At 39.5% G+C, this 25,572-nt stretch carries 20 protein-coding genes; 7 read left to right on the forward strand and 13 right to left on the reverse strand.

Going from position 1 to position 25,572, the window contains the following annotated elements:
• Nucleotides 1–76: 76 nt before the first annotated feature.
• Complete coding sequence (locus JG479_RS17355; protein WP_039487634.1) at nucleotides 77–655, forward strand: DJ-1/PfpI family protein; 579 nt, start codon at nucleotides 77–79, stop codon at nucleotides 653–655.
• 56 nt (nucleotides 656–711) lie between these two features.
• On the opposite strand, the gene JG479_RS17360 is transcribed toward JG479_RS17355, so the two are convergent.
• On the reverse strand, nucleotides 712–1,023 hold the full coding sequence (locus tag JG479_RS17360; protein WP_200220584.1) for an MGMT family protein: 312 nt from the start codon (nucleotides 1,021–1,023) through the stop codon (nucleotides 712–714).
• Complete coding sequence (locus JG479_RS17365; protein ID WP_200220585.1) at nucleotides 1,013–1,909, reverse strand: LysR family transcriptional regulator; 897 nt, start codon at nucleotides 1,907–1,909, stop codon at nucleotides 1,013–1,015. The genes JG479_RS17360 and JG479_RS17365 overlap by 11 nt, the downstream gene beginning before the upstream one ends.
• A gap of 122 nt (nucleotides 1,910–2,031) precedes the next feature.
• Between JG479_RS17365 and JG479_RS17370 the strand changes: the two genes are divergently transcribed.
• Both JG479_RS17370 and JG479_RS17375 read left to right on the forward strand, forming a co-directional pair.
• Nucleotides 2,032–3,114, forward strand: coding sequence for an efflux RND transporter periplasmic adaptor subunit (locus JG479_RS17370; protein ID WP_039487629.1), 1,083 nt, complete (start codon nucleotides 2,032–2,034; stop codon nucleotides 3,112–3,114).
• 2 nt (nucleotides 3,115–3,116) lie between these two features.
• A complete protein-coding gene (locus tag JG479_RS17375) occupies nucleotides 3,117–6,197 on the forward strand; it encodes an efflux RND transporter permease subunit (protein ID WP_039487627.1) in 3,081 nt (1,026 codons plus the stop codon).
• 109 nt (nucleotides 6,198–6,306) lie between these two features.
• Here JG479_RS17375 and JG479_RS17380 read toward each other — a convergent pair whose 3' ends face one another.
• Nucleotides 6,307–6,639 (reverse strand): PBPRA1643 family SWIM/SEC-C metal-binding motif protein, encoded by a 333-nt coding sequence (locus JG479_RS17380; RefSeq protein ID WP_200220586.1) that lies wholly within the window; start codon nucleotides 6,637–6,639, stop codon nucleotides 6,307–6,309.
• A gap of 344 nt (nucleotides 6,640–6,983) precedes the next feature.
• Between JG479_RS17380 and JG479_RS17385 the strand changes: the two genes are divergently transcribed.
• From JG479_RS17385 to JG479_RS17395, 3 genes are all read left to right on the forward strand, one after another.
• Nucleotides 6,984–7,724, forward strand: coding sequence for a putative quinol monooxygenase (locus tag JG479_RS17385; protein WP_200220587.1), 741 nt, complete (start codon nucleotides 6,984–6,986; stop codon nucleotides 7,722–7,724).
• Nucleotides 7,725–7,816: 92 nt separating this feature from the next.
• Entirely contained in the window at nucleotides 7,817–8,074 is a 258-nt protein-coding gene (locus JG479_RS17390) for a hypothetical protein (RefSeq protein ID WP_039487621.1), read from the forward strand.
• Nucleotides 8,075–8,085: 11 nt separating this feature from the next.
• The gene (locus JG479_RS17395) at nucleotides 8,086–8,670 is read left to right on the forward strand and encodes a hypothetical protein (protein ID WP_200220588.1); all 585 of its coding nucleotides are present in this window, start codon (nucleotides 8,086–8,088) and stop codon (nucleotides 8,668–8,670) included.
• Nucleotides 8,671–8,692: 22 nt separating this feature from the next.
• Here JG479_RS17395 and rluF read toward each other — a convergent pair whose 3' ends face one another.
• The 10 genes from rluF to JG479_RS17445 all read right to left on the reverse strand — a co-directional run bounded on the left by rluF (nucleotide 8,693) and on the right by JG479_RS17445 (nucleotide 24,230).
• A complete protein-coding gene (rluF, locus tag JG479_RS17400; RefSeq protein WP_200220589.1) occupies nucleotides 8,693–9,706 on the reverse strand; it encodes a 23S rRNA pseudouridine(2604) synthase RluF in 1,014 nt (337 codons plus the stop codon).
• 86 nt (nucleotides 9,707–9,792) lie between these two features.
• Entirely contained in the window at nucleotides 9,793–10,863 is a 1,071-nt protein-coding gene (locus tag JG479_RS17405; protein WP_200220747.1) for a DUF418 domain-containing protein, read from the reverse strand.
• Between the two features lie 30 nt (nucleotides 10,864–10,893).
• A complete protein-coding gene (locus JG479_RS17410) occupies nucleotides 10,894–12,108 on the reverse strand; it encodes an EAL and HDOD domain-containing protein (RefSeq protein ID WP_200220590.1) in 1,215 nt (404 codons plus the stop codon).
• An 89-nt stretch (nucleotides 12,109–12,197) separates the two neighbouring features.
• Nucleotides 12,198–13,733, reverse strand: coding sequence for a glycogen synthase (locus JG479_RS17415; RefSeq protein WP_200220591.1), 1,536 nt, complete (start codon nucleotides 13,731–13,733; stop codon nucleotides 12,198–12,200).
• Between the two features lie 80 nt (nucleotides 13,734–13,813).
• Nucleotides 13,814–15,115, reverse strand: coding sequence for a glucose-1-phosphate adenylyltransferase (glgC, locus tag JG479_RS17420; RefSeq protein WP_002958601.1), 1,302 nt, complete (start codon nucleotides 15,113–15,115; stop codon nucleotides 13,814–13,816).
• 14 nt (nucleotides 15,116–15,129) lie between these two features.
• The gene (locus tag JG479_RS17425) at nucleotides 15,130–17,667 is read right to left on the reverse strand and encodes a glycogen/starch/alpha-glucan phosphorylase (protein ID WP_200220592.1); all 2,538 of its coding nucleotides are present in this window, start codon (nucleotides 17,665–17,667) and stop codon (nucleotides 15,130–15,132) included.
• Nucleotides 17,660–19,723 (reverse strand): glycogen debranching protein GlgX, encoded by a 2,064-nt coding sequence (gene glgX, locus JG479_RS17430; RefSeq protein WP_200220593.1) that lies wholly within the window; start codon nucleotides 19,721–19,723, stop codon nucleotides 17,660–17,662. The genes JG479_RS17425 and glgX overlap by 8 nt, the downstream gene beginning before the upstream one ends.
• Nucleotides 19,716–21,923, reverse strand: a complete 2,208-nt coding sequence (glgB, locus tag JG479_RS17435) for a 1,4-alpha-glucan branching protein GlgB (RefSeq protein ID WP_200220594.1) — start codon at nucleotides 21,921–21,923, stop codon at nucleotides 19,716–19,718. The genes glgX and glgB overlap by 8 nt, the downstream gene beginning before the upstream one ends.
• Nucleotides 21,924–23,918 (reverse strand): 4-alpha-glucanotransferase, encoded by a 1,995-nt coding sequence (gene malQ, locus JG479_RS17440; RefSeq protein WP_200220595.1) that lies wholly within the window; start codon nucleotides 23,916–23,918, stop codon nucleotides 21,924–21,926.
• 9 nt (nucleotides 23,919–23,927) lie between these two features.
• Nucleotides 23,928–24,230, reverse strand: a complete 303-nt coding sequence (locus tag JG479_RS17445; protein ID WP_002958606.1) for an isoamylase early set domain-containing protein — start codon at nucleotides 24,228–24,230, stop codon at nucleotides 23,928–23,930.
• 386 nt (nucleotides 24,231–24,616) lie between these two features.
• On the opposite strand from JG479_RS17445, the gene JG479_RS17450 reads away from it, so the two are divergent.
• Entirely contained in the window at nucleotides 24,617–25,549 is a 933-nt protein-coding gene (locus tag JG479_RS17450; RefSeq protein WP_039487606.1) for a hypothetical protein, read from the forward strand.
• Nucleotides 25,550–25,572 lie beyond the last annotated feature (23 nt).

The following is a 25,572-nucleotide window of genomic DNA, read 5'->3' on the forward strand; positions in this document are numbered from 1 at the left end:
AATGAGCGTGGCAACAGCAGGAGTATTCGTGATTAGCGCATTTTAAGATTGTTATGTGTAATGGAGTATACAGAGTATGAATATCGGAATATACATATACGATGATGCAGAAGTTCTTGATTTCTCTGGACCATTTGAAGTTTTAAGTACTGCAAATCGTTTAGGCAATAAAAATTGGAATGTATTTTTAGTTTCTGAAAAACCTGATGTTGTACAAGCTCGTGGTGGTTTTCCAGTGCACGGACATTTCTCATTTGAGACTCATCCGAATATTGATGTGCTTATAGTTGTTGGAGGTATACATATAGAGGAAGTTAAAAAGCCTGCTGTAATATCTTGGATTTCGAATGTTGCTAGTACATCAAAAAGAGTCGCATCTGTCTGTACAGGATCGTTCATTTTAGCTGAAGCTAATTTACTAAATGGTTTAACAGTTACAACGCATTGGGAAGATATAGCCGATCTCAGTGCGACCTACCCGAAATTAAATGTTGTGAGTGATCATCGTTGGGTCTCTCAAGGTAAATATATAACTTCTGGTGGCATATCAGCTGGAATTGATATGAGTTTACACTTAGTGTCAGAACTATCGACATTAAATTTAGCTGAGCAAACAGCTAAGCAAATGGAGTATCACTGGCAAAAATGCACATAACAACAGGCTAAGTCGTCGTAGTCAGCTATGGCACTTACCTGCCAATAATAGTCATATTACTCCCACCGGCACTCGCGCATATTCACTTTGTCGTTTTTAAACAGTACGCCTTCTGATAATAACTTTTCGCGTTGTTCTTGGTATTTTTCGCTACCTTCAGGGAATGATATTTTACCTTGGCTATTCACTACCCTGTGCCAAGGTATAACCGAGTCGTTTGGCATCACTTTTAATAAGCGCCCGCCCAACCGTGAGTTTTGCGGGTAGCCCGCAAGAGCTGCAACTTGCCCGTAGCTTGCCACTTTACCTATTGGTATGCCTGCGATAACAGTATAAATAAGTGTTTCTTTATCAATATCAGCGTTCATTTAAATACGCCTCACTAAGTACTTTAAATTGCTCCCAAATAGTGCGCGCTACAGGGCCGTGGTGCACTGCATGTTGTCTAAAGGCTCTAATTTGTGCGCTAAATTTATGCTCTCGGTCAGTTATGTGTATTTCTTGAAGTAAGCCTGCTTTTATTTCAGGAGCGCAGTGCTCTAAGCTCATCATTGCCCAACCTGCACCTGAGAGTAAAAACGATTTTAAGGTCGATACATCATCAATTTTCATCATGGCGGAGCCTTTTGAATACGATAGTCTGTCGCTGTCGATACTCAAGTCACTTTCAAACATGGCTAAACACGGATACGTTTGCAGTTCGCTATAGGTTAGCTTTTGAGGAAGTACGCCTTTAGCGCTGACAATGCCAATATCGAGCCTGCCTATAGGTACGCTTTCTAAATCGCCTGTCGCATGAAATAAATCAAACCACGGACCAATGCCTAATTCGGCTTGCCCACTATTTACTTGCTCTAACGAAATAAAGCGCTTCCCGCTTGTTAAGCTAAATTCGGTGCTGGTAAACAATCTAAAAGTATTACTTATGATCTCGTTGTAACTCTGCGTATGGCAAAGTTGTTCGTAACAAATTCTAAATTGGGGTTCATTACCGAGTGCCAATTCTTTAGCAAGCTGCGCTAGCTCGTCGTTGGCATACAGAAGTTGCTGCGCCTCGCGGTGGAAAATTCGCCCTTTTTCAGTAAGCTGTAATCGGTACTTACTTCTGTCTAGCAACTCAAACCCTATTTTTTCTTCTAAATTTTTAATAGCAAGTGTAAGCGCTGGCTGGGTTTTATGTAGCTTTAGTGCTGCCCCGCTTAAGCTTGCGCTTTGCACTATGGCATCTAAAATTATTAATTGATTCAGCTTCATATAGCACTCTGCAACATTATAAGTAAAACTTATTGAGTTTCTAAGATTTAATGATTTTTATTTTATATGTTTGCAGCGTATGCTGCACTTAATTATTTTGCCATCATTGCAACGGAGAAGACATGAAACTCTTTCGTCTATGTTTTTTAACTACGACTTTATTAAGCTTAATAGCCTGTTCTGAGCCAGAACAACAAGTTAAAGAAGAGCCCATTCGCCCTGTTAAATTATTCAACATAGGTCATGATTCTCAAACTAACATTCGCAGCTTTCCTGCTGAGGTTGTTGCAAACCAAGGCTCTTACTTGGCGTTTAGAGTAAATGGTGAGCTTGTTGAGTTTCCGGTTTTAGCAGGTGAAGAAGTTAAAAAAGGTCAGCTACTGGCAAAGCTCGACCCAGAAGACTTTCAATTACAATACGATGATAGAAAAGCCCGCTTTGAGCTTGCTAAGTCGCAACTTGGTCGTATTGAGCAATTACTTGAAAAAAGAATCGCAAGCCAATCTGAATACGATGAAGCATTAGCCAATATGCAGGTGGCAGAGTCTGCCTTTAAAATTGCCGAAACAAACCTAGAATACAGTGAATTACGCGCACCATTTGCAGGCACTGTGGCTAAAGTATTTGTTAAAAACTTTGAAAACATTCAAGCCAAGCAAAACATTTTACGCTTAGAAACACGCGACTTAATGGATGTAGAAATCCAAGTTCCTGAAAAAATAATAGCGCGCATTAAAAAAGGTACCGATTACCACCCTACCGTTGTGTTTGATGGCTTTGCAAAAAAAGAATACACCCTTGATTTAAAAGAGTGGGATACACAGGCTGATCCAACCACCCTGACCTACCAAGTTGTTTTTTCGCTGCCAGTACCTGATGACTTTAATTTACTTGCCGGTATGACTGGGCGTGTATTTATTGATTTATCTAAAGTTACTAGCTCGCAAGTAGCGTATACAATTTTACCTGTTGAGTCGGTTTTTTCAGAAGCAAAAGAAAGCGTGTCTGATAACGCGTATGTGTGGTTATACAACCCAGAAACAGGTGTTGTTAATAAGCAGGCTGTAAAAGTAGGGCAAGTTCACCGTGATGGTATTGAAGTACTTAGCGGCATAAAAGAAGGCCAAATGGTTGTATCTGCCGGTGTACATTCATTAGATGAAGGCATGAAAGTACGTCCATGGAATAAAGAGCGAGGCTTATAATTATGAGCTTTGCGCAACTCTCCATAGAGAAAAAAGTAATTAGTTGGATGTTTGCGCTGCTGCTGTTAATTGGCGGTAGTGTGTCGTATTTTGACCTAGGCCAACTAGAAGACCCTGAGTTTACTCTTAAAACTGCCATGGTTATTACCATGTACCCGGGTGCATCGCCGCAGCAAGTCGAGGAGGAAGTCACCTTCCCTATTGAAAATGCGATTCAGCAACTCCCTTATGTTGATTATGTGACCTCTATTTCATCAAATGGTAAATCTCAAATTTCGGTGGAAATGAAAAGCACTTATCGAAAAGAGCAGCTGCGCCAAATTTGGGATGAAATGCGTCGTAAAATTAATGACCTTTCTCCTTCGCTGCCAAGCGGCGTTTACCCAAGCACTATTTTAGATGACTTTGGCGATGTATACGGCGTTTTATATTCGGTTACTGGCGACGGCTACTCATATGACGAGCTTAAAGACTACGTAGACTTTTTAAAGCGCGAGCTAGTCTTGGTTAAAGGTGTAAGTAAAGTAACTATTGCTGGTGAGCAACAACCACAAGTTATGGTTGAAGTATCTACACGTAAATTGGCTCAACTAGGTATAGCCCCAAGCCATATTTTTGGCTTGCTGCAATCGCAAAATACGGTGTCTAATGCGGGCAAAATACGTGTTGGCGATGAGTCTATTCGCTTTCACCCAACCGGGGAATTTAAAGATGTAAGTGAGCTTGAAACTCTGCTTATTTCAAAACCTGGTGCAAGTGAGCTTATTTATTTAGGCGATGTAGCAAAAGTATTTAGAGAATACGCCGAAGTACCTACTAATGTTATTCGTTACAACTCAGAGCAAGCACTGTTAATTGGTGTGTCGTTTATGAACGGAGTTAACGTAGTTGATGTAGGTAAACGTATTGACGAACACTTAGCAGAGCTTGAATACCAGCGTCCGCACGGCATACATGTTGAATCGGTATATAACCAACCTAAAGAAGTAGAAAAATCGGTAGATGGCTTTATTGTAAGCCTTGTAGAGGCTATTGCCATTGTAATTGTGGTACTGCTTATATTTATGGGTTTAAAAAGCGGTATTTTAATTGGCGGTATTTTATTACTGACCGTTTTAGGCACTTTTATATTTATGAAGTTGTTTGCCATAGACCTGCAACGTATTTCTCTGGGAGCACTTATTATTGCCCTAGGTATGCTGGTAGATAACGCCATAGTAGTAACCGAAGGCATATTAATAAATTTAAAACGTGGCCAAACTAAGTTAAAAGCGGCAGTTAATATTGTTGAGCAAACTAAATGGCCACTACTAGGCGCGACAGTTATTGGTATTACTGCATTTGCTCCCATTGGATTAAGCTCTGATGCCACGGGTGAATTTGCTGGCAGCTTATTTTGGGTGTTATTTATATCGCTTTTATTAAGCTGGATCACCGCCATCACCCTTACGCCATTTTTTGCAAACTTAATGTTTAAACAAGATGAGTTTAAAAAAGGTAAGAATGCTGAGGGCGAAGAGGAAGACGACGACCCGTACAAAGGCTTTATTTTTACAGGCTATAAAGCACTTTTAGATGTGTCTATGCATTATCGTAAAACAACTCTTGTTCTTATGGTTGTATTACTTTGCTCTGCAGTAATTGGCTTTGGTGCGGTTAAGCAGTCGTTTTTCCCTGCGTCTAACACGCCAATGTTTTATGTAGATTACTGGCAGCAGCAAGGCTCAGATATACGTGCAACCCTTGATGGCATTAAAAAGCTAGAAAACTACTTACAAAATGAAGAGCTCGTTGAGGAAATAACAAGTACAACAGGCCAAGGTGCGCCGCGCTTTATGCTTACTTATGCTCCTCAAAAATCGTACTCTTCTTATGGGCAGCTTATTATTAGAGTAAAAAACCGCGAGGCGGTTGCTATAGTAATGCAAAAGGTGCGTGAATACTCACAAAGTACGCCACTTTCAGCCGAGCTTAAAATTAAGCCGATGGAAATTGGCCCATCTACCGATGCTAAAATTGAAGCACGCTTTACAGGCCCAGACCCAGTAGTTCTTAGAAAACTTGCAGCTAAAGCAGAAGACGTTATAGCAAAGGATGAAGGGGCTTATAATATTCGTGATGACTGGCGTGCGCGTACTAAAATGATTCGCCCGCAGTTTAACGAACAAAAAGCGCGCCGTTTAGGTATTAGTAAATCTGACCTTGATGATGTGCTGCTTACTAGCCTCTCTGGTAAACAAGTAGGCGTATACAGAGATGGTACGCAACTGTTACCTATTATTGCCCGCTCTCCTGCTAATGAACGTTTAAATGTAGAAAGCGTTCACGATTTACAAATTTATAGCCCAGTACTTGGTGTGTTTGTGCCAGTAACGCAAGTGGTTGACGAATTTGTGGTTGAATGGGAAGACAGCCTAATTATGCGCCGCGACCGTAAACGTACAATAACGGTAATGGCCGATCAAAACGTTTTAGGTGACGAAACCGCTGCTAAATTATTTGCCCGCATACGAGGGCCTGTAGAAGCAATAGAGCTACCGCGTGGTTATAAATTAGAATGGGGCGGCGAATATGAATCGTCATCTGATGCGCAATCGGCTATTTTTGGCTCATTGCCATTAGGCTATTTAGCTATGTTTGCGGTAACCGTACTGTTATTCAACTCGCTTAAACAACCTTTAGTTATTTGGGCTACAGTGCCACTTGCCATTATTGGTGTAAGTGCGGGTATGTTGATAATGAATGCGCCGTTTAGCTTTATGGCATTGCTTGGCTTATTAAGCTTAAGCGGCATGTTAATCAAAAACGGCATTGTGTTGGTCGACCAAATTAACCTTGAGCTTCGCGATGGTAAATCGCCTTATCAAGCTGTGTTTGAGTCTGGTGTTAGCCGTGTGCGCCCTGTAGCAATGGCAGCAATAACCACTATTTTAGGTATGATCCCGCTGTTATTTGACGTGTTCTTCCAGTCAATGGCGGTAACGATTATGTTTGGTCTAGGCTTTGCTACAATTTTGACTCTAATTGTAGTGCCAGTACTTTACACGGTTATATTTAGAATTGATTACGAACCGCGTAAGTAGTTAAGCATATAATCGGTTAACATTAAAAAATGCCACTGGCTCAAGGTCAGTGGCATTTTTGTTTAATACCGATGAAAAAAGAAAGGCTACATATTTAGTTGTTAAGAAACTAACCGCAACACTTCTTATATTTTTTGCCGCTACCACATACACAAGGTGCGTTACGCTCTGGTACTTTATCAAATACTTGTGGTGTTGACTTGCTAAGCGCAAAGTCTAGTTCGCGAATATCTTCTGGTACTTCAGCTTTAACTTCAATTGAAGCAAACAGCGAATGCTCTTCTAGTATTGCTTCTATTTCTGATTGTCGTGCAACTGAGTTTACAATTAGCGTTAACGGGTGTAACTCTGTGCCTGGCTTGGCAGTACGTTTTGGTGCAAATTCATTACTGTTATTTTTACCCATTATGTCGGGCTTACCCATAAAGAAAAATTTTGACATGTTACTTCTATAACCTTTCTGCATTATTAAGACGGCGCATCTTAACAGCTTACCCTTCATATAACTAAGTGTACTTGTAAATAGCTTAACAACACGTCTATATAGCAATTTTAACTTAAAAATTTAAATGGCCTGCAAAATAGGCTAACTATTATTATATACATTTACTATAAACTGATTAAATAAATGCGGTTATTATCAATATTTAAATACTCTGTACACTTAGCTTCGTTATCTAAGCACTTACCAATTAAGCGATAGGTATGCTAACTAGGGCGATAGAAATTGCCTTTAACTTTTTAGCCTCACTTATACAGAGGCAATTTATTTAAGTAGAGAAAGTCATGTTTAAAAATTTTGGATGGATAGTAGAAGCTAAACTTAATGCTGGTGAACTTGAAAACTTTAAAGCGGTGATGAATTCACAAGTTAATCACGCACTTAATGAAGTTGGCACTAAAAATTATCAATACTATATGTCTGATGCTGGCGATGTTTTAGTTTACGAACGCTTTGTTGATGCAGACTCTTCACACGAACATATTGAAAATTGGGACGACCATTCAGCACGTTGGATGGCAGCTGCTGCACCTACACGCATGGTGCATTTAGGTGAATTACCTGACGATGTTCGTGAGCGCCATTCGGCGTTAAGCCCTCTTTGGCTAAAACCATTTGGTGGCTTTTCTCGCGAAGAAGAACAAACGAGTCAAATTAACAAAAACGGTGATACGACATTTGATAATTTTGGCTGGATTGTTGAAGCCAAGCTAAACCCTGGCCAGTTAGATACCTTTCGTGAAGTAATGAACTCACAAGTAGAACGTGCAAAAACAGAGCCTGGTACACTAAATTACCAATATTACATGTCTGACGATGGCGATATTATGGTTTATGAGCGCTTTAAAGATTTAGAAGCATCGCACATACACATCCAAAACTGGGATGATCATGCAGAGCGTTGGATTGCTGCAGCAACACCAACACGCATGGTTCATTTGGGTGATTTACCTAAAGAACTAACCGATAAACATGCTGCTTTGTCTCCACTTCTATTAAAGCCTCTAGGTGGTTTTGCAAAGTAAGTATGGATAAATACTAAATTCGTAATATAGTTAAATGCCACTGACTAAACTCAGTGGCATTTTAGTATCTAACTAAATATTATGGAAAAGCCTTGGAAAATTTTAAAACCGCGATACTAATAGCGGGCAGCGTTTTTATACTTTTTGGTTATTTACGCTTTATAACTGACGAGAATGGTAACGTGAACTTAAACAACTACCGATTTACAGGTGGTTTACTGCTTGTGATTTCAGGTATGGTTGATGGCACACGCGACCTTGTTAAGCGCCTGCGCTCTAAAAACTCGTTATCGGCGATTGCAGTTTATTTAGGTATACTCTTATTTTATATTGGCTTTAGCATTTTATAAGTGAATACCCTTTGACCTTTAAGCAACTCTTCAACAGCACCCTATTACTTTTAGTAACGGCTCCTCCACTGGTTTTACTTGCATGGGATGAACAAGCCGATCCCGCATTTATTCCCAACGGTATATATAACACCTTAACATTTACGTTATTTCCAATAACGGCGATAGTGTTGTCGATTGTTTTATTAAGGCACCTATATAAAAAATATAATAATAATTTTGAATTTAAACATACAGTTAAAAATTATATTGCTGAGCATGGGAAGTTCCGAAGCGCATTTATACCACTGTTTTTGCCTATTTTAATTTACTTATGGTTATGGACGTCAGTTTGTATTTCTGTGAAATTATGGGCCAATAAACACAGCAATAATATATGGCAGCAAGAGCATCAATTACTTGAGGTAGGTAGTTGCTCAACTGATTATGAGTACAGTTGTGCAACGCTAACAGTGCTTAGTTTACAGAACTACAGAAAATACACTTTTAGATGGTATTTAGATAAGAATAAATTGGTGACTTTGCAAAATAACAATATAAATTTAGTGGGCGTTACAAGCCCACTTGGTAATATAGTACAAGAAATACAGTGGTAGTAGAATACCACTTAGCTGCAGATTATTTTTTTAAGCTAAGGGTACGCCCCGAGCTAGGTTTTGACTGTGACGACTTGTTCTCTTTAATACTTTTTGGCTTACCAACATACGTGGTAGAACGCTTTTGATAAGGTGCTTTACTGCGCTCATTTTTGCGCTCGCCATTAGCATTACTGCGTTCAGAGTTGCGACTTGAATTTCGCTCGCCACTTTGTTCGCCTTTATTAAAACGGCGAGGATTTTCACCCTGAAAATCACGCTTTTTAGGAGCTGAAGGCGTATTATTTTCTGATTGTTTATTAGCATCAAGCGAATGTTCTTGAGTTTTACCTGAGTCAGAAATCGAGTCGTTTATTTGCGCCATTTCAGTATCAGACAAATGACGCCACTGCCCTACCTTTAAACCTTTTAGTGTTACGTTCATTATACGAGTGCGCTTTAACGTCACCACTTCGTAACCTAAATATTCACACATACGGCGTATTTGGCGGTTTAAACCTTGTGTAAGTACTATTTTAAATTCTTTAGGGGCAGTTTGTGTCACTTTACACTTTTTAGTCACGGTATCTAAAATAGGCACGCCATTGGCCATTTTTGTAACAAACTGACGATTAAGCGGTTTATCAACCGTAACAACATATTCTTTTTCGTGGTTATTACCCGCACGCAAAATTTTATTAACGATGTCGCCTTCGTTAGTTAAAAATATAAGCCCTTCAGACGGTCTATCTAAACGCCCTATTGGAAATATACGCGTAGGATAATTTACCGCGCGAATAATATTACTTTGAATTTTACTTTCGGTAGTACACGTAATACCAACGGGTTTATTGTAAGCGATATAAACGCGCTTTGGTGTGGCTTTAAGTGGCTTGCCATCAACCAATACAACATCGGTAGCGGCTACTTTTACGCCCATTTCTGGTGAGTAGCCATTAACGCTGACACGACCTTGCTCAATATATTTATCGGCTTCGCGGCGTGAACAAAATCCTGTTTCACTAATAAATTTATTTAAACGTTTTAATTCGGTCATGGCACTTATAGCGTAGTAATTTTTAAGGCGAGTAGTGTAAACCACCCACACTATTTTTTCGCCCCTAATTTAAAATTTATAGGTGTTTAAGCATTAATTTTTGCTTTCGTTAATTTACGCCATACAAATTCAAGCGGGCCTTGGTTAAAATAGCGGCTGTATATAAAGGTAAATATGAGCTGCAGTGCAACTAATGACGTTGCAACTAACCAGTAGTCAATACGATCAAAATTGAGCACCCAGTGTGTAAATAGCACTTTATATAACAACAGTTGTATGAGTGTTTGGCTAATATATAAAGTAAATGCTAAGCGCCCCGCTTGTTGAATAAGCGTGCCAACATGTGCGCTGTTATTGCAAAATTTAACAATTAAATGAATATAAAGCGTAGCCATACCTAGCGCCGCAAAAATATTTACAAATTCTTGCACCCCATATCCTAAGCTGCCATTAAGCTGTGATGCATAAAGCCTGATCCCACAAAAAACAAGGGTCATTGCACCGCAAACTATTAATTGCTGAGTCGTTAAGCCTTTACTAAAAACGTCTTGTTTATATAAATAAATGCCAATGAGCATAAGGCCCACGCACATCCACATTGTCATTATTGGCACCATAACAAGCATTAACGTGTTCATAGCAAGGTTACTAATAAAGTAATCAATATAGTGTGGGTTATATAATTCAATAAACTGTGCTGTATCGCGGTAAATCACTTCATCGGGTACGCTAGATATAACAAGTAAGGTAACTACACCCGACAACAAGGTAAATGCAAGCCCTCTTTTTAAAAGTACGTTGCTATCACTTTCTAAATATTTAATAACAAACCAGCCAGATACACCGTAAACAAATAAAATATCACCGGCCCAAAGTAAAAAACCATGCGCTAAACCAAAGAGGATTAACCAATAGAGCCTGCTTTTTATTTGCACTTCAGACTTGTAACGTTGCCACTGAATGTAAAGCCCAGCACCAAAAAGCAAACTAAACAGCGTTCTAAAACGCCCGTCTACAAACACGCTGCTAAGGGTGTGAATAATTGAGTCGCTAACAGGAGGATTAGTTAAGGAGCTATACCCGTATTCAAAAATGCCGAAGGCGTAACCATTCATGTAAACGAGGCCAAGCACGGCAACGCCGCGAATAAAGTCCATATTATAATTGCGCATTAAAGCTATTATCCGTTAAATATTATTCTTATAACTGTCAGCCCAATCGACTGACTGCTGGTAAAGTGGAGGTAGTATAGCACTGTCTATATTTAGCAAAAGTACAGCTTGTTCAAGTGCCCACCAGCTTCCTGTTTCATATGCTTTAACAACGTTTAAAATATAATAAAGTGTGTTTTTGTCCCCTAATAATGCCGTTTTTATTTCATCAGGGAAAGGTAGCTTTTCAACAAGCAAGCTCATTGGTTGATCAAGGATTGCATCCAGTAACGAGAATAACCCTGTTAAAAATGCTTCGCCTGACTGACTTTTATTAACCTTTTTTGCCACAAGCTCACAAAAGCGAGCACGTACAACACACACTTGCATTAGCTCTGCAGGTTTTTTACCCGTTGTATGAGCAGTAACAATAAGGCTCACAAACTTTTTAAGGCGTTCGTGCCCTAAATACACGAGCGCTTGCTTTAATGACGATATTTGGCTTTGTATAGGAAACACACCGCTGTTTATTAATCTTAGTAACTTATATGCGAGTGCAGCATCTAGCTCAAACAGGCTTGCGATGGTTTTAATATCAGGGCTTTGCTTCATGATTTCTGCGTATATGGCAACAACTAGACCGTAATTGTAATCAACGTCGTTTTGCTTGATCATGGTAGGCTTTGCAAAAAAATAGCCTTGAAAATAATCAAACCCCATATCAAGGGCAAGCTCATAGTCTTCTTGTGTTTCTATTTTTTCGGCTAGTATTTTTATTTGTTTATGCGCTTGTAACTTAGTAACTATGGGCTGTATTTCGCTAAGAGGTGTAATTGCAATATCAAATTTAATGAGCTTCACAAGCTTTAAAAAACGATCCCATTGTGGTTTATATACAAAATCATCGAGCGCGAGTTTGTAGTTACTATGAAATAAACCTCGGCATAGCTCATAGTTGTCGTCGGTAGGTTCTATGGTTTCGAGCAACTCAATCACAACGTCTTGGCATGGTAAGAAAGCACATAAATCGAGTTTTAGTGATTCTGGTCCTATATTAATAAGCGCTTTTTTGCCTGATGTAATATGGCGTGTACCTAAATTTAATTGATTTTCCATAATAAGCCTTGCTGTTGCTTGGCCTTCTGCAATATCTGGAAAATAATTTTTTGGACTATCACGAAAAAGTAGCTCATAGGCTACTACTTTTTTACTTCGATTGAATATTGCTTGCCTTGCAACAAATACAGACACATTACCTACTTCTTAGCTTTTATATAATACTAAGTAATTAAACCCTAAGCAGGTAGATTTGTCACTAAACTTTAAAGTACAGCAACGTTTTACCGGTATAAGGTTGTTATATAATCAGTTGCCACTTGTGGCCACGAAAAACGCATTTGCTCTGCGCTGTGCTTAATTTTATGCCATCTTTTAGGATTTTGCTTTTTAATTAAGAGAGTTTCGTCTAAACAGCTAATTAAATTACGCGTTTGCGTTGCCAACGTGTCTCCATTAAAGCTAAAACCATTTTCGTGGTGTTTAACAGTATCTTTTAATCCGCCAACACTGTGTACTAAACACGGTTGCCCCGCTCGCATTGCTAGCATTTGGCTAATACCACACGGTTCAAACGAGCTTGGCATTAAAAATAAGTCACCTAATTGATACATTAAATCGCCAACACCTTGCCCATAGCCCTTTAAAAATAAAAGATTGGAATTACGCGCCATTGCTTTGGTAAATATGCTTTCGAGCTCTTTGTCACCCGAGCCGAGAATAATAAGTTTGCCGCTATGTTCACTAATTAATTGGCACACTTTATCAATAGCTAAAACCCCATTAACCTGCTGGCACAATAACAACACTTTTTGCTCAGTAAGACGGCCAACGCTTGTGACTAATGGACCATTATTAACCGTTGCTTTAAATTGCTGTAGTCGTTGGTGGGCAATATAGTAGCCACTTTGTAACTGCTCGTAATTGGCCATCCAACCAAACAAAGTACTCTCAGCTTGGCTATAAAAGTCTGCGAGAGTTGCTCCTACAAGTGCATTGCTTGGATATTCGCAGCCATTTAAAATACCAACAAGCTTGCCTTGGCTTGCTGCATTTTGCAGATCTTGCTCAAGCCCTTCGCCACCAAAAAAACCATGTTCGTAATTGCTCGGTTCAAGAACCTCTTGGCTGTAAGTTGGCGATACAACATGTATCTTATCGCACAAATTTATTGCACTGCGCATAGGATTAAAACAATGAGGGTAACGCGGGTCGCATAATTGCTGGCCATTATAACTAAGTGATGGAAACCACGCCTCTAAGCTTGAATCATCATGTTTGAAAGGTCTTATACCTTGCAGTGCAATATTATGTACTGTGAAGGCAATGGGTAAGGTATTAAGTGAGCTATAACGTGGCTCAAACTTAAGTAAAACTGCAACGCAGGCACTGTGCCAATCATGTAAATGCAGCGCTGTAGGGCGCTTTAATACACCTTGTAATAACGCTTCGCAGACGGCTGCGTTAAATAGAGCAAATTTAGTCGCATCAGTTGCAAAAGGCCTCCCCGGTGCATCATTACAATATACACTGCCTGATTCACTAAATAACGGGTGGCTAATAACAATTTGGCTTACATTATTTTCGGCTTGTTGTACTTTAAAAATGGTTAATACATGGGGTTGAGCATTAAATGCAACAGTTACTTCACCTACATAAATACGCTCAAGCGGCTCAAACCCGTAATCAGGAATAACAACATCAACCGTTATACCTTGCTTAGCGAGTGCCCTAGGTGCATCGCGTACTACATCTGCCACACCGCCTACTTTTGCGCCTGGTAACGCGTCATTTTCTGCTGCAACCATTAATACATGCATTAATTTATTATTTCCTTTAAACCTGTGTGAGCTTGCTCACAAATGAGCAAGCTATGTTGTCGTGCTTATCTAACTTGTTGTTACGCTAGCTTTTTATTTTCTCGCGCTTGGCGTTCTAACTTTTTTGCAAGCTCAGTGAGCATATCACGTGTAACAAGAACGATACCTTTTTTAGATACCCTAAAGCCGTTTTCTTCATCTGTTTTTTTGTCAAAACCGATTTCAAGACCCGCAGGTATTTCACAGCTTCTATCTATTATTGCGCGTTTAATTTTACAACCTCGGTTTATAACTGCACCGGGTAAAATTACCGACTGCTCAATGGTACAAAATGAGCGAACGTGAACGTTAGAAAACAACAGGGATTTTCTAACCGCAGAGCCCGAAATAATACACCCACCTGAGACTGTTGAGTCTAAAGCCATACCACGTCTATCTTCATCATCAAAAATAAACTTAGCAGGTGGTAGTTGCTCTTGATAAGTCCATATTGGCCACGTTGGATCGTATAAATCAAGTTGCGGCTCTGGCATTACCAGTTCCATATTAGCTTCCCAGAACGAATCAAGCGTACCTACATCGCGCCAATAAGGTTGACCTTCTTGGTTTGGATCTCTAAATGGGAAAGCAAACACATTATGCTCTTCTATAATCGCTGGAATAATATCATGACCAAAATCGCGTCCAGAGCCTTCATTTTCAGAATCTTTTTTAAGTTGCTCAAACAAAAATTCAGTATTAAAGATGTAGTTCCCCATTGATGCTAAACATGTACCTGGCTTGCCGGGTACGGAGCTCGGCATTGCTGGTTTTTCATCAAAACGACACACTCTATTTTCTTCATCAACGGTCATTACACCAAACGTGTCTGCGGCTTCCTCTACTGGGACTTCAATACAACACACTGTCATATCTGCGCCTTTTTGCACATGTTCAGCCAATAAAGCACCATAGTCCATACGGTACACATGATCTCCAGACAAAATCATCACATATTTAGGAAGCTCGTGACGAATAATATCTATGTTTTGAAAAACAGCATCTGCGGTTCCACAATACCAGTCATCACCTTGACGCTGAGATGCAGGTAGTATTTCAACCGACTCTCCTAGCTCTTTTTTAAAGTGCCCCCATGCGCGGTTTACATGGCGTATTAATGAATGTGATTTATATTGTGTAGCAATACCAACACGCCTCACACCCGAGTTAATGCAGTTTGATAGTGGAAAATCGATAATTCGATGCTTACCACCAAAGTAAACTGCTGGCTTTGCTCGCCAATCGGTTAACTCATGCAGGCGAGAACCGCGACCGCCTGCCAGTATTAACGCGTAAGTTTCTCTGGTTAGGCTACTTATGTAGCGATTTGCATAATTAGGCATAATACTCTCTCCATTTAGTCTAGGCTGTTAGTGGCATGGCTTTTAGTTGTCGTTAAGTCTGTTTCACTAATATTGAGGGGTTCTAAATGCCAAATATCTTCACTGTATTGGCTTATGGTTCTGTCACTTGAAAACATACCACTGGCTGCTGTATTTAAAATACTCATTTGTGTCCAGTAGGTCTGATCTGCGTAAGCTTTATCAACTTCTTTTTGAGCTGCTACATAACTTTCAAAATCGTGAGCAACAAGCCATGGATCGTGCGGGCTCTTAATTGCATTTGTTATGTCGTCAAATAAGCATGGCTCAAATAAATTAAAATGCCCGCTCTCGAGTAATTGCATCACATTCTTTAAATCGCTATTTTGCGATATTAAATGCTCTGGATTATAACGTGATTTAATATCGTCAATTTCGTGCGCTTGTGCGCCAAACAAAAAGAAGTTATCAGCACCAACAGCATCTCTAATTTCAATGTTTGCGCCATCCAGCGTCCCTATTGTCAATGCACCATTCATCATAAATTTCATGTTGCCAGTACCAGACGCTTCTTTGCCAGCGGTAGATACTTGCTCTGAGAGATCGGTTGCTGGACAAATAACTTCCATTGCGGTTACGTTGTAATTAGGTAAAAATGCGACGCGTAAATATGGCGCAGCTTGAGGGTCTTTATTTATAACCTCTGCCACATTATTAATAAGCTTAATAATTTTTTTAGCCATGTAATAACCAGGCGCTGCTTTACCACCTAATAGAACACAACGAGGAACAAGTCCTTGGGTATCCCCACGGCGAATACGGTCATATAAATGAATCACATGAAGTATGTTTAATAGCTGACGTTTGTATTCGTGGATACGTTTTACTTGTACGTCAAACATCATTGATACATCAAAATCGATATCGCAGCGAGCCTTAACTAAATCAACTAAACGTTGTTTGTTTTCACGTTTAGCATTTTGCCACTGCTCATGAAATGCCTTGTCGTCATAAAAACGACGTAGGTCACTAATTTTTGTAAAGTTTTTAACCCAATCATGGCCAATTTTTTCACCAATTAATTCGCTTAATACTGGATTACAATGCGCAAGCCATCGACGAGGCGTTACACCATTTGTTTTGTTATTAAACTTATCTGGCCACAGTGCATAAAATTCTTTAAATAATCCCGCTTTTAACAGTTCAGTATGAAGTGCTGCTACGCCATTTACAGAGTAACTACCTACAATAGCTAAATAAGCCATACGAATTTGCGGCTCATCACCCTCTTCAATCAATGACAATGCACGTTGCTTTTCAACATCTCCCGGCCACTGCTGTGCAACTTGTGCTAAAAAGCGTGCATTTATCTCGTAAACTATTTCTAAAATGCGTGGCAATAATTTTGAAAACAACGAAACAGACCATTTTTCAAGCGCTTCAGGAAGTAGCGTATGATTTGTATAGGCCATTGTTTTAGTTGTGATTTGCCACGCATCGTTCCAATCTAATTCGTAATCATCAATTAAAATACGCATTAGCTCTGCAACAGCAATACTTGGATGCGTGTCGTTTAACTGAAAAACATGAAAATCAGCAAAGTCACTAAAGCTCTCGCCATGTTGGGAAACCCATTGGTCTACTACGTCTTGAATACTCGCCGATGATAAAAAGTATTGTTGGCGTAACCTAAGCTCCTTACCATTTTCGCTGCTGTCATTTGGATACAGCACCATGGTGATCTGTTCGGCTAGATTTTTTTGTGCAACGGCTTCTGAATAACTGCCCGCATTAAATTCGGTTAAATTAAATTCATCTGTTGCCTCTGATTTCCACAGACGTAGTGTATTTACGATATTGTTTTTATAACCAGGGACAGGTACATCGTACGGTACAGCTAATACATCTTGTGAGCCCATCCATTGACGGTGCTCTCTGCCAAATTTATCTGTGTAACTTTGCACATAACCACCAAACTTCACACGTTTTGCATGCTCTGGTGCGCTTAGCTCCCATGGATGTCCTTCACGTAGCCAGTTATCTGGTTGCTCAATTTGGTTACCATCTTTAATCGATTGATTAAACATGCCGTATTCGTATCGTAGGCCATAGCCAATAACAGGCAACGCTAAACTAGCACAGCTATCTAAAAAGCAAGCTGCAAGGCGCCCTAGCCCGCCATTTCCTAGGCCAGCGTCGTGCTCGGCGTCTTCAATTGTTTCTATTGTTGTGCAGTACTCTTGTAGTGCTGAGCTTACTTGTTCATCTAAATCTAGATTTAAAACAGCATTACCTAGCGCACGCCCCATCAAAAACTCAAGAGAAAGGTAAGCCGTTTTGCGGCGTTTCTCTTGCTTAATTTGTTGATTCGTTTCTCTGCAGCGGGCCACAAGTCTGTCGCGAATAGTAAGCGCTAAAGCGTGATACAAATAATGCTGCGATTCACCCACCTTATCTCGGCCGAGGGTATAATAAAAATGCCGTGTTAAGTCATCTTTAAGCGTACTTTCATCAATAACGGGCCCTTCTTGCCAGCCCTTTACTACACACACTTGATCACTTTGTTTAACCATGACTAACATCCTCTAAATTGGCACTAAAAACCCAACTACTTTGTGCTGAAATTTCAACCATCGCATCTTCATTACTGCTCACAGATGCATTATGTACACTTGATAGAATCATTTGCCACGGCGCATTAATTGGCGATGGAGGCATTTGACAAAAAATTGTTTTTTCACTGGCATTAAATACAATCAGCAATGCATGATTGTTTTGCTTATCAAGTAAGCTATACATTAAAAACTGCCTGGTATCTTCATGCCAGTGAGCATCAGTCATGGTTTTACCTTGTTCGGTAAACCACTTAACGGTAAAACGCTCGTCTATATCATCTAAAAATACACTGTGTTTAAACGCACTGTGCGCACGTCTAATTTTTAATGCATCATCAATAAATCGTGTTAACGAATGATTAAGTTGAGAATCTTTCCAGGCAAGCCAACTAGTGCGATTATTTTGGCAATAAGCATTGTTATTCCCCCCTTGCGAGTGCGCCATTTCGCTGCCAGCGGCAATCATTGGAACACCTTTTGAGAGAATTAAAGTAAGTAAAAAGTTCTTTTGTTGCTGTAAGCGCAGTGCGTTTATTTTAGAGTCGCTGGTAAAACCTTCTACCCCACAGTTAAACGAATGATTTGCACTGTGCCCATCTCGATTTTGCTCGCCATTAGCTTCGTTATGTTTATGCTCATAACTCACTAAATCGGCAAGGGTAAAACCATCATGACTCGTTATGAAATTAATACTATTGAGCGGCCCACGTTGGCTGTGCTCAAAAATATCAAACGATCCATGCAAACGTTTTGCAACGTTGGCAATAATGCCTGTTTCACTTTGCCAAAAACGTCTAATTACATCGCGATATTGATCGTTCCATTCTCGCCATGGCGGCGGAAATGCACCAAGCTGATAACCACCTGGGCCTATATCCCAAGGCTCACTTATTAACTTAACTTTGTTAAGCACAGGGTCTTGGGCAACTACTTGTAAAAAAGTATGTGCGGAGCTAAAGCCTGCTTTTGAGCGGCCTAAAATGGTCGCTAAATCAAACCTAAAACCATCAACTCCCATTACTTCAACCCAATAACGAAGGCTATCAAGTACAAGTTGCAGTGTTTTAGGGTGGTCAATATTTATGGTATTACCACAGCCGGTATCGTTTATATATACGTCAGGCTGGCCATCTACTGTGCGGTAATAGGCTAAGTTATCAAAGCCTCTAAGCGATAGTATAGGGCCATCCGCCCCTGCTTCAGCTGTATGGTTGTAAACAACATCTAATATGACTTCTATGTCTGCAGCATGGAACTCTTGCACCATTTGCTTAAACTCGTTTATATCGTCGTTTACCAAATAGTCTTTATGGGGCGTAAAAAAGTTAAGCGTGTTGTAACCCCAGTAGTTTTGCAAACCTTTCCCTGTTAAAAATTGCTCACTAATAAAAGAATGAACAGGCAAAAGCTCAACGGCTGTAACACCAAAGCTTTGTAAGTGTTCAATAAAGCTTGGGTGGCTTAACCCTAAAAACTTTCCTTGTAGAGGTTTAGGTATTTTAGGATGACGACACGTTGTACCTTTCACATGGCACTCATAAATAACCGTGTTTGACCAACGGTGGTTAGGCTTTTTATGCGTATACAACGTAGGAGCCGCTACTTTTGATTTAGGTATATCAATCGCATTATTTACAGTGCTTTTAGTACCGATTGGCATTTGCCCGTAGTGGCGTTCACTCCAAGTAAACTCGCCAAACAAGTCTTTTGCATATGGGTCTATCAGCAGCTTATTTTCGTTAAACAGTTGACCATTTTTAGGGTTATATTCACCCTCAACTCTAAAACCATAAAGCGCACCGGCGTTTAATGGCGAAATATGAATACTCCAAATACCCCCTTCGTTGATATTCATCGCCATTTTTAGTATTTCTGAATGGCCACTTTTATCAAACAGGCATACATAAGCTTGGCTTGCCCCAGGCGCATAAAGCGCGAAGTTGACCCCATTATCAATAACACTAGAGCCAAGTGGTTCTACATTACCGGGTGCTACATCAAATCGGTTACTCATCATCAACCTTTTGTAAATAAATAGTAGTTAAGCCACCAATGGCAATTGAAATACTGTGTTTAAAACCATGATTTAATTCGTTTATTGCTTGAACTATCTGCGATGAATCTTTAGTTACCTCAACGCCAGAGCCAAAAAACTGAGTATCATCTGTATTTAAAATGACCTTGTAACGCCCTTTACTCGGTACGCCAATAACGTAGTTTTCATAGGACGCGGGGGTAAAATTAGCAATAACAACCACTAAGTTTTTTGCGTTTTTAGCATAGCGAACAAAGCTCAAAATGCTCTGCTGATTATTATTGTTATCTATCCAGGTAAAACCAGCCGCGCTCGAATCTAGCTCATACAACGCAGGTTGGTTTTTATAAACGGTATTGAGCGCTTTTACGGTGTGCTTTATACCGCTGTGGCTTTGGTGCTCAAGTAAATGCCAATCGATAGAATGATCGTGCCCCCACTCTTTTCTCTGTGCAATTTCACCGCCCATAAATAAGAGTTTTTTACCCGGGTGTGCCCACATAAATGCGTAATAAGCGCGTAAATTTGCAAATTTTTGCCAATCATCGCCTGGCATTTTTTCAATTAACGAGCCTTTACCGTGTACTACCTCATCGTGGCTTAATGGCAATATATAGTTTTCACTAAACGCGTATACCATCGAAAAAGTCATTTCGTGATGATGATGCTGACGATAAAGTGGGTCGTGCTGCATGTAATGCAAACTATCGTTCATCCAACCCATGTTCCACTTATAACCAAAGCCTAAACCGTTGTGCTCAACACTTTGGGTGACACCCGGCCATGCTGTTGACTCCTCAGCCACCATCATAATGCCTGGGTTGTTTTTATAGCTGCGCATATTGACTTGTTTTAGGCACTCAATTGCACCTAAGTTTTCACGTCCGCCGTAACAATTAGCAACCCACTCGCCTTCTTTTCGGCTGTAATCTAAATACAACATAGAGGCTACGGCATCTACACGCAGGCCATCTAAACCAAATTGATGTAGCCAATACATAGCATTTGATATTAAAAAGCTTTTAACTTCAGGACGGTCGTAGTTATAAATGTAGGTATTCCAATCAGGATGAAACCCTTGGCGCTTATCAGCATGCTCATATAAATGGGTGCCATCAAATCGATGTAAGCCATGCGGATCGCTGGGAAAATGCCCTGGTACCCAATCAAGTAAAATACCTAAATTAGCTTTGTGGCACTGCTCTACAAAGTATTTAAAGCTGTTGTAGTCGCCAAAGCGGCTGGTAGGTGCAAATAATCCAACAGGCTGATACCCCCACGAACCATCAAACGGGTATTCACTTATTGGCATAAGTTGCAGGTGAGTAAAATTCATTTCAAGAGCGTAGTTAACGAGTTTGTCGGCAAGCTCTGTGTAACTTAAATAACGGTTGTTTTCAGCGCGTTGCCATGAGCCTAAGTGCACTTCGTAAATACTAATTGGTGCATCAATATGGTTACGCTTTTGTCTGTTTTGAAGTGCCTGCTCGCCAAGCTTTATAGGTTCTGGTTTATACTGCAGTACACTTGCAGTGCCAGGTGCTTGTTGCATTTTAAATGCATAGGGGTCGGCTTTTTCGAGCACCTCTCCACTTTGCGCGGTAATTGCAAATTTGTAGCACATGTCAGCTTTAAGGCCTGGTACAAATAACTCCCATACACCACTTGCAGGATGAAAGCGCATAAAGTGGCGATTCGTTTGCCAAAAGTTAAACTCACCAATAATAGAGACACTTGCCGCATTAGGCGCCCATACACAAAAACGCACACCGTCTACGTTTTGTTGAGTACTAAAATGTGCACCAAAATGCGAGTAAGCATGTTCAAGGCTGCCTTCGTTAAATAAATACATTGCCTCTGCATCAAGTGTGCTTTCAAAGCTGTATTCATCATAAAAGGTAACGCTGCTATCTGTGTACTGAGCAATGCATTCATATGGCGCAGTGGGCAAAGCATCAACTTTGGCTATAAATAAATCACTTTGCTGGTAGCGCTGCGCCTTAATAGTTTTATTATTTAATGTAACACTTACGCTTATTGCACAAGGTAGATAAAAACGAACTTCAACTTCGGCATTCGTTTTATGTGCCCCTAAGAAGCTAAATGGGTCTTTAAATCGCCCTGTATTTAATGCGTGTACTTGTGCATCGTAACTATTTTCATTAGTTGTACTGCTCATTTAACCTTTCCTTATTGAATCGATAGCAGCTAAAAGTGAGGCATTTTTGGTAAAAATTTCTTCACTGGTATGCGTTAATACACGTCGCCAATTAGGATATTCTTTATCTGTTCCGGGGATATTGACCGGATACTTCTGCTCATCTAAGTCATCTATTTGTATTGCAAATAAACGCGATTGAGAGCCTGCTAAACACAATGCAAGTGCGCTATAAACAGTCACTGCTTCACTCTGTAATAAAAGCTCAGTTGTATTGCCATGGTGATTAATAAAACGTAGTAACCTTTGTTGCTCTTCTATTCGCTGTTGCTTTAGTTGCTCGTATTCATTGCAAGTTATAAGCTTATATTGTTGCTTAATATCTAAATCATCATGTTGCCACCAGCCTGTAAATGGAGGGACATCGTGATTGGCTATCATTAACAAACAATGTGTTGCTAGCTCATCTACCGATAAAAACTCTCCACTGTGTTGTTTTTCAAAATAAAATAAGCTGTTGGAAAAAATACCGCTAGATGCCAAAGCTTCGCTAACCTCTGGCGGTACGATGCCTAAATCTTCACCAATAACAATACTCTGATTAATATGCGATTCAATTTTTAAAATGGCAAGTAAATGCTCAAACGGATAATAAACATAACAGCCGTCTTGTTCGCCATTGCTTTCAAAGCACCACCATAGGCGCCTAATAGCCATTACGTGGTCAATTCGAAGTCCACCTACGTTTTGCATGTTTGCGCGAATGAGCGAGCGGTAAAATTGGTAGTGATTATTGCTAAGGCTTTGGGGATTGAGGGCTGGGAGGCCCCAATTTTGACCTGCTTCAGCCCATGGATCGGGTGGAGCGCCTACACTTGCACCTTGGCTAAACAACGATTGCTGATTTTTAAATTCAGCCCCATCGCCAGCACAACCAACAGCTAAGTCGTTTATTAAGCCAATAGCCATGCCTCTCTCTGCGCAACTTTTTTGACACAGTGCCAGTTGCATATGCGCTTGCCATTGCAGGTAATAAGCAAATGTTAGGTTATCTGATTCGAGGGTATTTAACGTAGTAGAATGAGTATTACAAAAATCAGTAAACACTTGGCGACGCTCATCACTTGCCGTTAATTCAAACTGATTATAAAGCGCTTCAAATAACGTATACTTTATACGACTTACATTTTCATAATCTATAAACTGATCATTACTTTTAATAAGTGCAGCGACATCATCTTGCTGCATAATGGCGTCAAGGTTTTCGTTATTTATTGCGTCTTCGCTTAGTACGATGGAAATATAAAGAGGATTTAATAAAGCGCGACTATTAGGGCTATAAGGACTGGCTCGCTCTGGCATATCAGCGAATAGCAAATGCAGTGGATTAAGTAATATGTAATCCATGTTTTGGGAGCTGCATAGTTTTGTAAGCGCTAATAAATCGTCAAAGTCGCCAATACCCAAATTCGCTCTATTTTTTAATGTGTAAAGCTGAATAGATAATCCCGTGCGCTTTGTGTCTTCCACTTGATAGACTTGCTCAGGCACGCACCAAATTTGTGTAATAGCGTGTTGCTCACCTACCTGAACATTAGCGTCATGATAGCCAATTGGCATATTATCAATGGGTAGTGCCAGCTCAATATAGCGAACGCCATGCAAGTAATATTCACCAGTGACGGCCAAGTTATAAAGGTTGTCAAATGCTATGTGCATTCCAAGTGAAGGGACATCAATATTAGCGGCTAAATATTGCTGACGTTCATCTATACGAAGCTTTAACAAACATGTACTTTGCTCAACTAAACTCACACTAGGTACTAAATCCAGCCAAAGCGATGCATCTAAATCATAAGTTAGTTGAGCTATTCCTGCTTCATTATTTGTATCAACACCACAACATTGCAAAGCACGTTTACGCGTTTCTTCGCTAAAAAACACCTGTTCACCTGTATACTTAGTGAATTCAAAGCCAATACCATGCAGGTAAAACAACTGCGAAAGAGCATCCATTGAATCGCCTTAATTAGTGCGTTGTGTATTTACTATGCTGTTTTCTGTGCCAAAAGTATTGCCGATATAACCGTCAGCTTGATGGTCGTTATCCCAAATGTCTCCATTAATCAGATAACGAAAGTGAAATTGTTGATCGATAGGTAAGCGTTGCTTAAATTTAAACACACCTTGTTTTTTATAAAGCTTCATTGGCACTGGTTGCCAATCATTAAATTCACCTAATAAGCAAACTTCTTCTGCCTCTGGATGAGAAAATTCAAAAGTAACTTCAGCTTCATCTTTTGTTTTAAAAAAACGTTTATTCAACATAGCAGGCTCCAACTAAACCAAAAAGGGTACTTAATCTTTGCCACAGGCCATACAACTAAACAAAAAGGCGATGTGGTAACCATCTAAAAATCATTAAACGTGTTATTAGTTAAACAAAACTTTATTTACGCTTTATTACAGTGCAAATAATATTTCAATTACACCAAAAAGGTGCATTAACCTTATATACAATACGCTTTAAATGATACTTAACATACAGAGCAATATTCAAACCAACAAACTATTAAAAACCTCATTAGTTCAATATATAAATATTTATAGCTGCAAATATCCGAAGAAAATTTAAAATCCTAAATTACTTTTTTTATATTACTTCATCATGGATAATACACATCATTCTAATACTCTGAAATATCATTAATTTCATGTTGAAAAAAACCATTTTAATAACTACCACCATCATTTTTTTAGTTGTAGCTGCATTTATTGGTACCTCAATTTATACCCTATACAGTAAAAAAGAAATCTCAGTTGATCCTAAATTAAAAGAAATATCAGGAATAGAATTTGATAAACAGCAACGTTTATGGGCTATTAACGACGGAGGCAATGAACCAAAGCTATATAGACTCAATAAAGACGGTTCTATTGCTAAAGAAATTTTAGTTGAAAACGCTAAAAACATTGATTGGGAAGACATGACCCAAAACAAATTTGGGCACTTCTTTTTAGGCGATTTTGGTAATAACAAAAACGATCGTAGATGGCTCACTATTTATAAAATAGAAAACCCGATAGATATAAAAACAGATACGACTCAAGCAGAAATAATTAAGTTTACCTACCCCGAAATGGATGGCACTCCTATAAAGCCTAATAACCGTAATTTTGATTTAGAGGCATTTGTAGCTCTAGGACGTCACTTATATTTATTTACTAAAAACCGCACAGAACCATTTGATGGTATTACTAAGGTTTATAAAGTGGGCGATCATGCCGCTAATTTTAAAGCCGAGTTAATAGATTCATTTAAAACATGTACCACTTTAGAAAAGCTATGCTGGATAACATCGGCTGCTTTAAGCCCTGATCGTAAAAAGCTGATATTACTTGATTCAACCAGTATTTGGTTATTCGAAAATTTTGAGGGTGATAAGTTTTTTTCTGGCGATGTATCAAAAATTGACTTAGGAATAGTAACTCAAAAAGAGGCTGTCACTTTTTTTGATGACAATACTATTGTATTTACAGATGAAGAGTTTAAAGGTATTGGCGGTAATGCTTATTTTATAAAGCTTGATGAAGCCAAAAAAGAAATTATAAGAAAAAAGCCGACCTCAGAAAAAGTACATCCATAATATAATGTTAGCTAAGCAAAAGT

It is taken from the genome of Pseudoalteromonas sp. LC2018020214, from assembly GCF_016598755.1.
GTDB lineage: Bacteria > Pseudomonadota > Gammaproteobacteria > Enterobacterales > Alteromonadaceae > Pseudoalteromonas > Pseudoalteromonas distincta.